The organism is Streptomyces sp. NPDC017940, assembly GCF_044328435.1.
Lineage (GTDB): Bacteria > Actinomycetota > Actinomycetes > Streptomycetales > Streptomycetaceae > Streptomyces.
The window spans coordinates 1,005,205-1,018,084 of sequence record NZ_JBIRHJ010000001.1 but is presented as its reverse complement, the minus strand read 5'-3'; the positions used below and the strand labels follow the sequence as shown (position 1 = coordinate 1,018,084).

The following is a 12,880-nucleotide window of genomic DNA, read 5'->3' as shown; positions in this document are numbered from 1 at the left end:
CAGGATCTTCTGCGTCGATGCTTCTGGAATGTGTCGGTACGTCGGGTGCGTCGGGGCGGCCGAAGCGCCGCCGCGGTCCCCGGTACCGATTACTTGATCATGTAGATCGTGGCGAAGAGGCCGATCCAGACGACATCGACGAAGTGCCAGTAGTAGGACACGACGATGGCGGCGGTCGCCTGCTCGTGGGTGAACCTCCGGGCCGCGTAGGTGCGGCCGAGGACCAGCAGGAAGGCGATCAGGCCGCCTGTCACATGCAGTCCGTGGAACCCGGTGGTCAGGTAGAACACCGAGCCGTACGGGTCCGACGAGAGCGAGAGGCCCTCGTGCTTGACCAGCTCCGTGTACTCGAAGACCTGACCTCCGATGAAGATCGCACCCATGATGAAGGTGACGATGAACCACATCCGGAGCTTCTTCACGTCACCGCGCTCGGCGGCGAAGACGCCGAGCTGACACGTGAGGGAGGAGAGCACCAGGATGGTGGTGTTCGTCGCCGAGAACGGGAAGTTCAGGCTGTCCGCCATTTCCTTCCAGTGCTCTGGACCTGTCACCGATCGCAGGGTGAAGTACATCGCGAAGAGGGCCGCGAAGAACATCAGCTCGGAACTCAGCCAGATGATGGTTCCGACGCTGGTGAGGTTCGGTCGATTGACCGGCGGGTGCGCGTGCCCGGTATCTACTGTCGTTGCTGTCGCCACGACCGACATTATGTCGGTCGCTTATCCCGCCCTCACCCCGGGGGGTGCCGTTCGGAGTGTCCGCGGCGTGTGTCCAGCCCGTATGGCCCATCGCGGCGGTGCCCGAAGCGCTGTTGACGGGGTGTCGGGAGGGGTAGCATCCGCGCGAGATCCCCTCGACGAAGCGGAGGAACCATGCAGCCGACCGCCACGGTGCTTGTCTACAGCGACGACGCGAGCACCCGGGAGCAGGTCCGCCTGGCCACCGGGCGCAGGCCGGCCGGTGACGTGCCCGAAGTCCGCTTCGTCGAGTGCGCGACGCTCCCGGCGGTCCTGCGGGAGCTGGACCGGGGCGGCATCGACGTCTGCGTGCTCGACGGGGAGGCCGCGCCCGCCGGCGGCATGGGTGTGTGCCGGCAGATCAAGGACGAGGTCTTCCAGGCGCCGCCGGTGCTTCTGCTCATCGGGCGGCCGCAGGACGCGTGGCTTGCCACCTGGAGCCGGGCCGAGGCCGCGGTGACCTTGCCGGTCGAGCCCGTGGAGTTCGCCTCCGCGTTGGCGTCCCTGCTGCGCAGCCGGGCGGCCTTGAGCGCCTGAGCCCGGGTTTGGGTTTGCGCGCCCTCTCAGGGCCCTTCGGGGCCCTTCTGGGCCCCTACGCCGACTGGGGGCGCAGGCGGGCCGCGTCCGTGCGGGGCGGGCCCTCCTCGGTGTCGGCCAGGAGGGCGCTGCCCTTGCGCCATTTGTCCCAGCTCACGTTCCAGTCGCCGAATCCGTTCCCGAACGGGTCCATGTCGGCGCCGTAACTGTTGACGACCTTCACGATGTCGCCCTGGCGGACGGTCTCGTAGAACCAGGCGGCGTTGCCCGTGCTCATGCCCGTGCAGCCGTGGCTGGTGTTCGCGCTGCCCTGGGAGGCCACCGACCAGGGGGCCGCGTGCACGTACTCGCCGCTGTCGGTGACCCTGGTCGCGTAGTAGACCATCTTGTCGTAGAAGTCCGCGGAGCCGATGCTGGCGCTGGTCATGCGGACGACGTACTCCTTGCCGAGCACCACCTTGATGCCGTTGCGGGTGGCGTAGCCGGGCTTGCCGGTGGTCACCGGGATGGAATTGATCTTCTTGCCGTTGCGGTAGACGGTCATCGAGTGCGCCCCGGCGTCCGTCACCGCCTCGATCCTGTCGCCGGTGGTGAAGCGCAGCGGCTTGGCGGAGCCGCCCCAGAGCCTGTCTGTGACCTTGATGCCGTCGAGGTTGCTGTGCAGGTCCACGGTGGCGTTGGCGGGCCAGTACTCCTTGGGGCGGTAGTGCAGCGTCCTGTCGTCCACCCAGTGCCAGGCGCCCTCCGTGGCGGGCTGTGAGCGCACCTTCAGGGCCCGTTCCACGGCGGCCCTCGGCTCCTTGCCCCGGACGTCGGCGCTGAGCTTCGCGGTGGCGGGCTGGCCCACGCCGTACTTGCCCGCCTGCGGGCCGAAGGTGACCTGGAGCTGCTTGCTCCGGTCGGGCTGGTTCGTGGCGAAGGTGATGACCTTGCGGCCCGGTGCGCCCTTGTCGTCCTCCGTGCTGACCCGGACCCTGTAGTGCGCGCCGGCGGCCAGTGGCGCCGTGCTGCGCCACCGGGAGCCGTCGGCGCGCAGTTCGCCCGCCACGTAGCGGCCCATGGCGTCGGTGGCGGTCACATCGGTGATGCGTCCCTCGCCGCCCTGGGCGGTGACTTCGAGGGGCTTGTCCGGGTCGGCCTTCCGGCTGCCCGCGGGCCCGCTGAAGGCGATCTGGCTCGCCGCGTCGTACGGCTCGGCCGAGAGCGGATGGCCGTCGTTGCCGCAGGCCGTGGCCCCCGCACCGAGGGCGACCACCAGCAACGTACAGCTCAGTACCGTGCGGATTCGCGGAGAGTTGCTCATGAGCACACGGTATGAAGATCCGCCGGGTCCGGCGCGCCGAGTGCTCCGTACGAGTCTCCCCGGATTCCCCCGGACGGGCGAACGGCAGACCGAAGGGGCCCGGACGCTCCTGACGGAGTGTCCGGGCCCCTTCGGACCTTCGGTGCAACAGGACCAGCGGGAGGACTACTGGTTCTGGTTCTCGCCGCGGTAGTACTCGAAGACCCAGCCCCACAGGCCGATCAGCAGGATCGGGGCCGAGAAGTACAGCAGCCACCAGCCGAAGACGACGCCCATGAAGGCGAACGCGCCACCGATGGCCAGGGACAGCGGCTGCCAGCTGTGCGGGCTGAAGAAGCCCACCTCGCCGGCCTCGTCCGCGACGTCCGCCTCCTTGTTGTCCTGTGCCGAGGCGTCGACCCGCCGGGCCGTGAAGGCCAGGTAGTAGCCGATCATGATGCACAGGCCGAAGGCCAGGAAGAGCGCGGTGGTGCCGGCGGGCTCCTTCGACCACCAGCCGTACACGACGGCCATGATCAGTACGAAGACGCTCAGCCAGATGAACATCTTGCCCTGGATCTTCACTTGCCGGCCTCCTTGCTGCCGGCGAGGGCCTTGTCGCCGTGGTCGGCGTTCTCGAGCTGGTCGAGAGCGGCGATCTCCGGGTGGTGCAGGTCGAACGCCGGGGATTCACTGCGGATGCGCGGCAGCGTGAGGAAGTTGTGCCGCGGGGGCGGGCAGGACGTGGCCCACTCGAGCGAGCGGCCGTAGCCCCACGGGTCGTCGACCTCGATCTTCTTGCCGTACTTGGCGGTCTTCCAGATGTTGTAGAAGAACGGCAGGATCGACAGACCGAGCAGGAACGAACAGATCGTCGAGATCGTGTTCAGGGCGGTGAAGCCGTCGGCGTCCAGGTAGTCCGCGTACCGGCGCGGCATGCCCTCGGCGCCCAGCCAGTGCTGGACGAGGAAGGTGCCGTGGAAGCCCACGAACAGCGTCCAGAAGGTGATCTTGCCGAGGCGCTCGTCGAGCATCTTGCCCGTGAACTTCGGCCACCAGAAGTGGAATCCGGAGAACATCGCGAACACCACGGTGCCGAAGACGACGTAGTGGAAGTGCGCGACCACGAAGTACGAGTCCGACACGTGGAAGTCCAGCGGCGGCGAGGCCAGGATGACACCCGTCAGACCGCCGAAGGTGAAGGTGATCAGGAAGCCGACCGCCCAGAGCATCGGGGTCTCGAAGGACAGGGACCCCTTCCACATCGTTCCGATCCAGTTGAAGAACTTCACGCCTGTCGGTACGGCGATGAGGAACGTCATGAAGGAGAAGAACGGTAGGAGCACCCCGCCCGTGACGTACATGTGATGTGCCCACACCGTCACCGAGAGACCGGCGATCGCGATGGTCGCGCCGATCAGGCCCATGTAGCCGAACATCGGCTTGCGGGAGAAGACCGGAATGACCTCGGAAATGATTCCGAAGAACGGCAGCGCGATGATGTACACCTCTGGATGGCCGAAGAACCAGAAGAGGTGTTGCCAGAGCAATGCGCCGCCATTGGCCGCGTCGAAGATATGGGCGCCGAATTTGCGGTCCGCCTCCAGGGCGAACAGCGCGGCGGCAAGGACCGGGAAGGCGAGCAGCACCAGGACGGCCGTGAGCAGCACGTTCCACACGAAGATCGGCATGCGGAACATCGTCATGCCGGGCGCGCGCATGCAGATGATCGTGGTGATGAAGTTGACCGAGCCGAGGATCGTACCGAAGCCGGAGAAGGCCAGACCCATGATCCACATGTCGGCGCCGATGCCCGGCGACCGGACCGCGTCCGAGAGCGGCGAGTAGGCGAACCAACCGAAGTCCGCGGCGCCGTTCGGGGTGAGGAAGCCACCGATCGCGATCAGCGAGCCGAACAGGTAGAGCCAGTAGGCGAACATGTTCAGACGCGGGAAGGCCACGTCGGGGGCGCCGATCTGGAGCGGCATGATCCAGTTCGCGAAGCCCGCGAACAACGGCGTCGCGAACATCAGCAGCATGATCGTGCCGTGCATCGTGAACGCCTGGTTGAACTGCTCGTTCGACATGATCTGCGTACCCGGACGGGCCAGCTCGGCGCGCATGAAGAGCGCCATCACCCCGCCGATGCAGAAGAACGCGAACGACGTGACCAGATAGAGCGTGCCGATCGTCTTGTGGTCAGTGGTGGTCATCCACTTGACGACGACGTTGCCCGGCTGCTTGCGCCTGACCGGCAGCTCGTCCTCGTAGTACGAGTCTTCCGCCGCCGCGGCACCCTGGGGTTCGTTGAGGATGCTCACAGGTTGTTCGTCTCCCGGTTCTTCTCGTGGCCCGTCTGCTCGATGCCGGCCGGGATGTAACCGGTCTGGTTCTTCTTCGCGAGGTCCTCGAGGTGCTGCTTGTAGCGCTCGGGAGAGACGACCTTGACGTTGAAGAGCATCCGGGAGTGGTCGACGCCGCACAGTTCGGCGCACTTGCCCATGAAGGTGCCCTCCTTGTTCGGAGTGACCTCGAAGGCGTTGGTGTGACCCGGGATGACGTCCTGCTTCATGAGGAACGGAACCACCCAGAAGGAGTGGATGACGTCACGCGAAGTCAGTACGAAGCGGACCTTCTCGCCCTTGGGGAGCCAGAGGGTCGGGCCCGGGTTGCCGTTCTGCGGGTTCCGCTCGCCGGGCGTGCCGACCTGGTGGACACCGCCGGCGTCGGCCGGGAAGTCCTTGCGGAACCGGTCCGGGATCGCGTCCAGTTCCTTGGCGGTCCTGGCGTTGTCCTTGTTGGACCCCGGCACGTTCTCGATGTAGTTGAAGCCCCAGCTCCACTGGAAGCCGACCACGTTGATGGTGTGGGCGGGCTTGTCGTCGAGCTTGAGGAGCTTGGACTCGTCACGTGCCGTGAAGTAGAAGAGCACCGAGACGATGATGAGCGGGACCACCGTGTACAGCGCCTCGATGGGCATGTTGTAACGCGTCTGCGGAGGGACCTCCACCTTGGTGCGGCTGCGCCGGTGGAAGATGACGCTCCACAGGATCAGGCCCCAGACCAGCACGCCCGTGGCGAGCGCAGCCGCCCACGAGCCCTGCCAGAGGGAGAGGATCCGCGGGGCCTCCTCCGTGACCGGGGTCGGCATACCAAGGCGGGGAAAGTCCTTGTATGTGCAACCGGTGGCGGTTACCAGGACCAGGCCCGCAGTCAATGCCTGCAGCAGCTTCCGCCGCATCGGGCGCCGCGGCGAGCGGTCGGAGCCGTTGGGACTCACGTAGCGCCTTCCCGAGAGTCTCGCCCGCGCTGTTGGCTGCGGCCTTCTCGGTGGTCGGTCGCCGCCCTGCGTCGGGCAGGGGTTTGGATGTTTATGCGGACCAAACCCTACTGGACGCTATTTGGGGTCGCGCGGGGAGGGTGCCTAACGCGCCGCGGGTCACTCTGTCGGGGTGGGGTGCCCCTCCGCCAGCCGGTATCTGACGGTGGATCGGGCGCCGCGGAGCTCGGGGCAGCACGCTTGTTCGGCGACCGGCGGTTCGCTGTGGCCGCGCGCGCGGTTCCCCGCGCCCCTTTCGAGGGCTCCCGGCCGAAACGTTTAGGTTGACCGCGTGCCCTACTTCGACGCTGCCTCCGGAGTTCCCCTTCACCCCGTCGCCCGGCAGGCCCTGGTGGCCTCGGTCGACGACGGGTGGGCCGATCCCGCCCGGCTCTACCGGGAGGGGCGGCGGGCCCGGATGCTGCTCGACGCCGCCCGGGAGGCCGCGGCCGAGGCGGTGGGGTGCCGGGCGGACGAATTGGTGTTCGCCTCGTCGGGGACGCGGGCGCTGTACGACGGGATCGCGGGCGCGCTCGCCGGACGGCACCGGGTGGGGCGGCACCTCGTGGTCTCCGCCGTCGAACATTCGGCCGTCCTCCATTCGGCCGCGTCCCACGAGCGGGCGGGCGGCACGGTGACCGAGGTCGCCGTGGACCGGTCGGGTGCGGTGGACCCGGACGCGTACGCCGCCGCGCTGAGCGAGGACACCGCGCTCGCCTGCCTCCAGTCCGCCAACCACGAGGTGGGCACCGAGCAGCCGGTGGCCGTGGTCGCCGAGGCCTGCCGGGCGGCCGGGGTGCCGCTGCTCGTGGACGCGGCGCAGTCCCTCCCGTGGGGACCCGTGGACGGCGACTGGTCCCTGCTCACGGCGAGTGCCCACAAATGGGGCGGCCCCGCGGGGGTCGGATTCCTCGTGGTGCGCAAGGGGGTGCGGTTCGCGCCGCAAGGTCCGGTGGACGAGCGGGAGTCGGGGCGGTCCGCCGGGTTCCAGAACATTCCGGCGATCGTGGCGGCCGCCGCGGCGCTCAGGGCGGTGCGGGCCGAGGCCGCGGCGGAGGCGGCGCGGCTGCGGGAGCTGACGGACCTGATCCGGGCCCGGGTGCCGCGCCTGGTGCCGGACGTGGAGGTCGTCGGCGCGCCGGAGCGGCGGCTTCCGCACCTCGTCACCTTCTCCTGTCTCTATGTCGACGGCGAGAGCCTGCTGCACGAGCTGGACCGCGCGGGCTTCTCGGTCTCGTCCGGCTCCTCCTGTACGAGCAGCACCCTGACCCCGAGCCATGTGCTGAAGGCGATGGGCGTGGTCAGTGAGGGCAACGTACGGGTGTCGCTGCCGCCAGGCACCGGCGCCGCGGACGTCGAGCGCTTCCTCGACGTGCTGCCGGGGGCCGTCGCCGGGGTGCGCGAGAGGCTGGGGGCGCCGGTCGCCCCCGCCGCCGCGGGCACCCTGGAGGAGCTGACGGTCGACGCGCTCGGCGAGCGCTGCCCCCAGCCGGTGATCGAACTGGCGAAGGCGCTCCCCCGGGTCCGCGTCGGCGGCGAGGTCACCGTCCTGTCGGACGACGAGGTCGCGGCCGTGGACATCCCGGCGTGGTGCTGGACGCAGCGGCAGGAGTACGTGGGGGCGCGGGAGCGGGCGCACGGGGTGGCGTACGTGGTGCGGCGCCTCGGTTAGCGGCGCGGAAGGCGGCCGGGTACGGGGCTCCCGTACCCGGCCCTCGCGTACGGAGTTCCCGTACCCGGCCCTCGCGTACGGGGCTCCCGTACCCGGCCGTCGCGCTACGGCAGGTGGGCCTTGACCTCGAGGGCGGCCTCGTCGCCGTACTGCTTGGTGAAGCGCTCCATGAACTGGGCGCGGTGCAGCTCGTACTCCTGGGTGCCGGTCGTCTCGATCACCAGGGTGGCGAGCATGCAGCCGACCTGCGCGGCGCGCTCGTGCGAGACGCCCCAGGACAGACCGGAGAGGAAGCCGGCGCGGAACGCGTCGCCCACGCCCGTCGGGTCCGCCTTGGCCTTCTCCTCGGGCACGCCGACCACGACCGGGTCCTGTCCGACCGCCTCGATGCGCACGCCGTTGGCGCCGAGGGTGGTGACGCGGTGGCCGACCTTGCCCAGGATCTCGGCGTCGGTCCAGCCGGTCTTGGACTCGATCAGGCCCTTCTCGTACTCGTTCGAGAAGAGGTAGGTCGCGCCCTCCAGGAGGTTGCGGATCTCCTCGCCCTCCATGCGGGCGATCTGCTGGGAGAAGTCCGCGGCGAACGGGATGCCGCGGGTGCGGCACTCCTCGGTGTGGCGGAGCATGGCCTCCGGGTCGTCCGCGCCGATCAGGACCAGGTCGAGGCCGCCGACGCGCTCGGCGACCGCTTGCAGCTCGATGAGGCGGGCCTCGCTCATCGCACCGGTGTAGAAGGAGCCGATCTGGTTGTGGTCGGCGTCCGTGGTGCACACGAAGCGAGCGGTGTGCAGCGTCTCGGAGATCCGGACGGAGTGAGTGTCCACGCCGTGCCGGTCGAGCCAGGCGCGGTACTCGTCGAAGTCGGAGCCCGCGGCGCCGACGAGGACGGGGCCGCTGCCGAGCTGACCCATGCCGAAGCAGATGTTGGCGGCGACGCCGCCGCGGCGGACGTCGAGGGCATCGACCAGGAACGACAGCGACACCGTGTGCAGCTGGTCGGCGACCAGTTGGTCGGCGAAGCGGCCGGGGAAGGTCATGAGGTGGTCGGTGGCGATGGAGCCGGTGACTGCGATTCGCACGGCTGGAAGCTCCTGCAACGAGGCGAGGGGTTGACGGTTAACGCTATCCGGTCGCGAAGCCTTCGTTGTAGTGGCCAAAAATACCCAATAGTAGGTCTTTCTCCGTCGGGCAAGCGGTGCATACGGTTCCGTTATGGCCGTCTTCGCGAAGCAGAGTGTTCCCCGGCACATCGCCGACCAGGCCCCCGACGGCGGGGGCGAGACCCTGGAGACCCTGCGCGGCACCTGTGTCCGCATGGTTCCGCACTGGGTGGTGCCGGCGGTGCCCGTCGTTCCGGTCCCGCCGTCGCTGATCCACGGGGTCACGGTCCCGGCCGCGTCCGCCCGCGTCCTGGACGGGATGGCGGAGTACGGGGACTGAGAGACGGGCTGCGGGAGCCGCTAGCCGTAGTACGGGGGCTGCGACTGGTACGGGGGGCCGCGACCGGACGCGTACGGGCCGCGCGCACACCCCCGCGTGCGTCCGAGGGAACCGTGCGCTCCTCCGCCGCGTCCCACCGCTGTCCCCCGGGAAGGGGACGCAGTGTACGCCGGAGCCTCACAGACGGGGCTTCGGGGACGGCTGGCGTTCTAAGGAGCGATGCGGTGAGCAGCGAGCAGACGCAGGACGGACAACGGCGGCGGACTCCGCTGGCGGTCGCCTCGGTCGCGGCCGCGGTGCTGCTCGCGGGCGGCGGCGGGGCGTATCTGGCGACGGCGTCGTCCGACGGCGGGGGCCGTGACAGCTCGGCGGGCGACGGCGGGGCGCCCCCTCCCCTGACCCTCGACGGGTACGCGGGCGACCGTGACGGGCGTACTGGGCAGGGCCCGGACCCGAAGTCCGACGGCGGCACCGGGGGCATCGCACCGGGCGAGCCCGACCCGAGCGGCGCGACGTACAGGGCGGCGGGCGAGCTGCCCGACGGGCCGGACTCGGCCTCCGTGCAGTACGTGCGCGGCGAGGTCGGCAGGGAGCGGGTGGTCCGGCTCGCCGAGGCCCTCGGCCTGTCCGGCACCCCGGTCGTGCGCGACGGCACCTGGCGGATCGGTCCCGCCAAGGACGGTGCGGGTCCCGCGCTCCAGGTCGGCAAGGAGGCGCCGGGCACCTGGACCTACACCCGGCACCAGGCCCCCGGCTCCGACAACTGCCTCAAGGGCAAGCGCTGTCCGGGCCAGGGGGGCCCGGCTGCCGGCCGGCATCCCGACGACTCGGGCGGCGCCGTCGGCGAGGCGGCGGCGAAGAGGGCGGCCGCCCCCGTGCTGAAGGCCGTCGGCCTGGACGACGCCAAGCTGGACGCGCGCCAGCTGATGGGTGCGGTACGGGTGGTGAACGCCGACCCGAGGATCGCCGGGCTGCCGACGTACGGCTGGTCGACGGGCGTGCAGATCGGGGCCGACGGCCGGGTCGTCGGGGCCTCCGGCCATCTGACCGAGCCGGAGAAGGGCGCCACGTATCCCGTCGTGAGCGCCGAGAGGGCCCTGGACCTGCTCAACAAGTCGGGCGGTGGCGGCCGTGTGGGCATCGGCGGCTGCGCGACCCCGGTGCCGCACGGGGACGGGGACTCCGGTGCGGGGTCGGAGGCGGACTCCGGCAAGGGCCGGGGCGCGGACTCCGGCGGGGACCGGAAGCCGGGCGGTGGGGACCGGAAGCCGGGTGGCGGCGGGGACGCTGTCTGTCCGCCGGACTCCACGCTGCCCGGGCCGCAGCCGATCGCGGTCGAGGACGCGGAGTTCGGCCTCGCGGCACAGTTCGTGGACGGCCGCACGGCCCTCGTACCGTCCTGGCTGTTCCAGGTGAGGCCGCAGGGCGCGCCGGAGAGCTACACGGTGACGCATCCCGCGGTGGACCCGAAGTACCTGCGGGCCCCCGGCGCCCCGGGGACGGTGGGTCCCTCGCAGGGTCCGACCGCCCGGCCCGGTGACCCGGACACCCGCAGCCACACGGTGCGGGCCGAGGGCTACAGCGCGGCGGGGCGGACGCTGACCGTGCACTTCACGGGCGGCGTGTGCAGTACGTACGCGGTCTCGGCGGACGAGAGCGGCGACCGGGTCGCCGTGAGGATCACCGAGACCATGAAGAACGGCACGGTGTGCGTCGCGATGGCGCAGTCCTACGAGCTCTCCGTGAAGCTGGACAAGCCGCTCGGCGGCCGCGCGGTCGTGACCGCCGACGGCAAGGCGGTGCCGCGCGACGACGGCCGGAACGAGCGGGTCCCGGCGCCCCGGACACGCTGAGGCGGGCCGGGAACCGGGCTGAGGCGGGCCGGGAACCCCTCCGAAAACCGGACACCCGGGAACGGGCCGTCCGAGGACGAGGCGGCCACGACGAAGGCGGCGGCTCCCCGCAAGGGGTGCCGCCGCCTTTCGCGCGTGCCGAGCAGTGCGCGCGCTCGGCCGACCGTGCTCAGCTGAACGAGTCGCCGCAGGCGCAGGAGCCGGTGGCGTTCGGGTTGTCGATCGTGAAGCCCTGCTTCTCGATGGTGTCGACGAAGTCGATGGAGGCACCGCCCAGGTACGGAGCGCTCATGCGGTCGGTGACGACCTTCACGCTGCCGAACTCCTTGACGACGTCGCCGTCGAGCGAGCGCTCGTCGAAGAAGAGCTGGTAGCGAAGGCCGGAGCAGCCGCCGGGCTGAACGGCCACGCGCAGCGCCAGGTCGTCCCGGCCTTCCTGGTCAAGGAGAGCCTTGACCTTGTCCGCGGCGGCGTCGGACAGGAGGATGCCGTCGCTCACGGTGGTGGTCTCGTCCGATACGGACATCTGCTTCTCTCCCGGGTTGTACGGAGACTGCTTGCCGACGGTTGCAACCGGCGGGGGCGCGGGTTCATTCCCATGCTCGCACACGGGCCCGCGCGGGGGATGCGTCACATCGACACTATGGCCATCGTCAAACTGACGTGAACCAGTTATGATAGATAAGGTCAATTCGACGAAAAGGATCCGTGGTGCCGGTCCCCGGCCCACCCGGAACGCGGTTCAGGCCGCGTTCGTCACAGAAGAAAGGGTGTGTGTCGTGACCACCGCCCAGTCCACCGTGGACAGCTCCGACCTTGACGTACAGCCGACGCCGCTGGCCCTGCTGCTGCTCGGCCGCGAGGCCGACCCCAGGAGCGAGCGCGGCGTGGAGTGCCCCGGTGACCTGCCCTCGCCCTCGGACCCCGGCCTGGTGGAGCGCGCCCGCGCCGCCAAGGAGCGGCTCGGCGACAAGGTCTTCGTGCTCGGCCACCACTACCAGCGCGACGAGGTCATCCAGTTCGCCGACGTGACCGGTGACTCCTTCAAGCTGGCCCGTGACGCCGCCGCCCGCCCCGAGGCCGAGTACATCGTCTTCTGCGGCGTGCACTTCATGGCCGAGTCCGCGGACATCCTGACCGGCGACGACCAGAAGGTCGTGCTGCCCGACCTGGCCGCGGGCTGCTCCATGGCCGACATGGCGACGGCCGAGCAGGTCGCCGAGTGCTGGGACGTGCTGACCGAGGCCGGTATCGCCGAGCGGGTGGTGCCCGTCTCGTACATGAACTCCTCCGCGGACATCAAGGCGTTCACGGGCAAGCACGGCGGCACGATCTGCACGTCGTCGAACGCGAAGCGCGCCCTGGAGTGGGCCTTCGAGCAGGGCGAGCAGGTGCTCTTCCTGCCCGACCAGCACCTCGGCCGCAACACCGCCGTGCGCGACATGGGCATGTCCCTGGAGGACTGCGTCGTCTACAACCCGCACAAGCCGAACGGTGGCCTGACCGCGGAGCAGCTGCGGGACGCGAAGATGATCCTGTGGCGCGGGCACTGCTCGGTGCACGGTCGCTTCTCGCTGGAGTCGGTCGAGGACGTACGGGCCCGCATACCGGGCGTGAACGTGCTCGTCCACCCCGAGTGCAAGCACGAGGTCGTGGCCGCCGCGGACCACGTGGGCTCCACGGAGCACATCATCCAGGCCCTGGAGGCGGCCCCGGCCGGCTCGAAGTGGGCGATCGGCACCGAGCTGAACCTCGTCCGCCGCCTGGCGAATCGGTTCGCCGCCGAGGACAAGGAGGTCGTCTTCCTCGACAAGACGGTCTGCTTCTGCTCGACCATGAACCGGATCGACCTGCCGCACCTGGTGTGGACCCTGGAGTCGCTCGCCGACGGCAAGCTCGTCAACCGCATCGAAGTCGACCGCGAGACCGAGCGGTTCGCGAAGCTGGCCCTGGAGCGGATGCTGGCGCTTCCGTAGCCGCGCCCCTCCCGCGTTCGGTAAGGAGCGATCGGTAAGGGGCGTCCGCCATGGCGGACGC

The 12,880-nt window shown here is 69.9% G+C and carries 12 protein-coding genes; 5 read left to right on the top strand and 7 right to left on the bottom strand.

Going from position 1 to position 12,880, the window contains the following annotated elements:
* Positions 1 to 89 precede the first annotated feature (89 nt).
* Positions 90 to 710, bottom strand: coding sequence for a heme-copper oxidase subunit III (locus ACH4DX_RS04260; protein WP_030564245.1), 621 nt, complete (start codon positions 708 to 710; stop codon positions 90 to 92).
* A 165-nt stretch (positions 711 to 875) separates the two neighbouring features.
* On the opposite strand from ACH4DX_RS04260, the gene ACH4DX_RS04255 reads away from it, so the two are divergent.
* The gene (locus ACH4DX_RS04255; RefSeq protein ID WP_398153923.1) at positions 876 to 1,277 is read left to right on the top strand and encodes a hypothetical protein; all 402 of its coding nucleotides are present in this window, start codon (positions 876 to 878) and stop codon (positions 1,275 to 1,277) included.
* A 55-nt stretch (positions 1,278 to 1,332) separates the two neighbouring features.
* On the opposite strand, the gene ACH4DX_RS04250 is transcribed toward ACH4DX_RS04255, so the two are convergent.
* The 4 genes from ACH4DX_RS04250 to coxB form a co-directional block, all read right to left on the bottom strand.
* On the bottom strand, positions 1,333 to 2,580 hold the full coding sequence (locus ACH4DX_RS04250) for an Ig-like domain-containing protein (protein ID WP_398153922.1): 1,248 nt from the start codon (positions 2,578 to 2,580) through the stop codon (positions 1,333 to 1,335).
* Between the two features lie 165 nt (positions 2,581 to 2,745).
* A complete protein-coding gene (locus ACH4DX_RS04245) occupies positions 2,746 to 3,144 on the bottom strand; it encodes a cytochrome c oxidase subunit 4 (protein ID WP_398117624.1) in 399 nt (132 codons plus the stop codon).
* Positions 3,141 to 4,880 carry a cytochrome c oxidase subunit I gene (gene ctaD / locus ACH4DX_RS04240; RefSeq protein ID WP_398117622.1) on the bottom strand — a complete coding sequence of 580 codons (1,740 nt, stop codon included), beginning with the start codon at positions 4,878 to 4,880 and terminating at the stop codon, positions 3,141 to 3,143. Before ctaD ends, ACH4DX_RS04245 begins: the two co-directional genes overlap by 4 nt.
* Positions 4,877 to 5,839 (bottom strand): cytochrome c oxidase subunit II, encoded by a 963-nt coding sequence (gene coxB, locus ACH4DX_RS04235; RefSeq protein WP_398117621.1) that lies wholly within the window; start codon positions 5,837 to 5,839, stop codon positions 4,877 to 4,879. Before coxB ends, ctaD begins: the two co-directional genes overlap by 4 nt.
* A 331-nt stretch (positions 5,840 to 6,170) precedes the next feature.
* Between coxB and ACH4DX_RS04230 the strand changes: the two genes are divergently transcribed.
* Positions 6,171 to 7,550 carry a cysteine desulfurase/sulfurtransferase TusA family protein gene (locus ACH4DX_RS04230; RefSeq protein WP_398153921.1) on the top strand — a complete coding sequence of 460 codons (1,380 nt, stop codon included), beginning with the start codon at positions 6,171 to 6,173 and terminating at the stop codon, positions 7,548 to 7,550.
* A gap of 104 nt (positions 7,551 to 7,654) precedes the next feature.
* On the opposite strand, the gene ACH4DX_RS04225 is transcribed toward ACH4DX_RS04230, so the two are convergent.
* Positions 7,655 to 8,629, bottom strand: coding sequence for a carbohydrate kinase family protein (locus ACH4DX_RS04225; RefSeq protein ID WP_398153920.1), 975 nt, complete (start codon positions 8,627 to 8,629; stop codon positions 7,655 to 7,657).
* Between the two features lie 133 nt (positions 8,630 to 8,762).
* On the opposite strand from ACH4DX_RS04225, the gene ACH4DX_RS04220 reads away from it, so the two are divergent.
* Together ACH4DX_RS04220 and ACH4DX_RS04215 are read left to right on the top strand one after the other, a co-directional pair.
* Positions 8,763 to 8,990, top strand: coding sequence for a hypothetical protein (locus ACH4DX_RS04220; RefSeq protein ID WP_398117616.1), 228 nt, complete (start codon positions 8,763 to 8,765; stop codon positions 8,988 to 8,990).
* 224 nt (positions 8,991 to 9,214) lie between these two features.
* Complete coding sequence (locus ACH4DX_RS04215; RefSeq protein WP_398153919.1) at positions 9,215 to 10,843, top strand: hypothetical protein; 1,629 nt, start codon at positions 9,215 to 9,217, stop codon at positions 10,841 to 10,843.
* 169 nt (positions 10,844 to 11,012) lie between these two features.
* On the opposite strand, the gene ACH4DX_RS04210 is transcribed toward ACH4DX_RS04215, so the two are convergent.
* Entirely contained in the window at positions 11,013 to 11,369 is a 357-nt protein-coding gene (locus ACH4DX_RS04210) for an iron-sulfur cluster assembly accessory protein (RefSeq protein ID WP_030564219.1), read from the bottom strand.
* A 253-nt stretch (positions 11,370 to 11,622) separates the two neighbouring features.
* Here ACH4DX_RS04210 and nadA point away from each other — a divergent pair, with 253 nt between their 5' ends.
* Positions 11,623 to 12,819, top strand: a complete 1,197-nt coding sequence (nadA, locus tag ACH4DX_RS04205) for a quinolinate synthase NadA (protein ID WP_398153918.1) — start codon at positions 11,623 to 11,625, stop codon at positions 12,817 to 12,819.
* Positions 12,820 to 12,880 lie beyond the last annotated feature (61 nt).

What these genes read in the sequence shown, in the direction of transcription:
- ACH4DX_RS04255 (WP_398153923.1), top strand. Translation starts at nt 876, where the DNA reads ATGCAGCCGACCGCCACGGTGCTTGTCTACAGCGACGACGCGAGCACC.
- ACH4DX_RS04250 (WP_398153922.1), bottom strand. Translation starts at nt 2,580, where the DNA reads ATGAGCAACTCTCCGCGAATCCGCACGGTACTGAGCTGTACGTTGCTG.
- ACH4DX_RS04220 (WP_398117616.1), top strand. Translation starts at nt 8,763, where the DNA reads ATGGCCGTCTTCGCGAAGCAGAGTGTTCCCCGGCACATCGCCGACCAG.
- ACH4DX_RS04260 (WP_030564245.1), bottom strand. Translation starts at nt 710, where the DNA reads ATGTCGGTCGTGGCGACAGCAACGACAGTAGATACCGGGCACGCGCAC.
- ACH4DX_RS04210 (WP_030564219.1), bottom strand. Translation starts at nt 11,369, where the DNA reads ATGTCCGTATCGGACGAGACCACCACCGTGAGCGACGGCATCCTCCTG.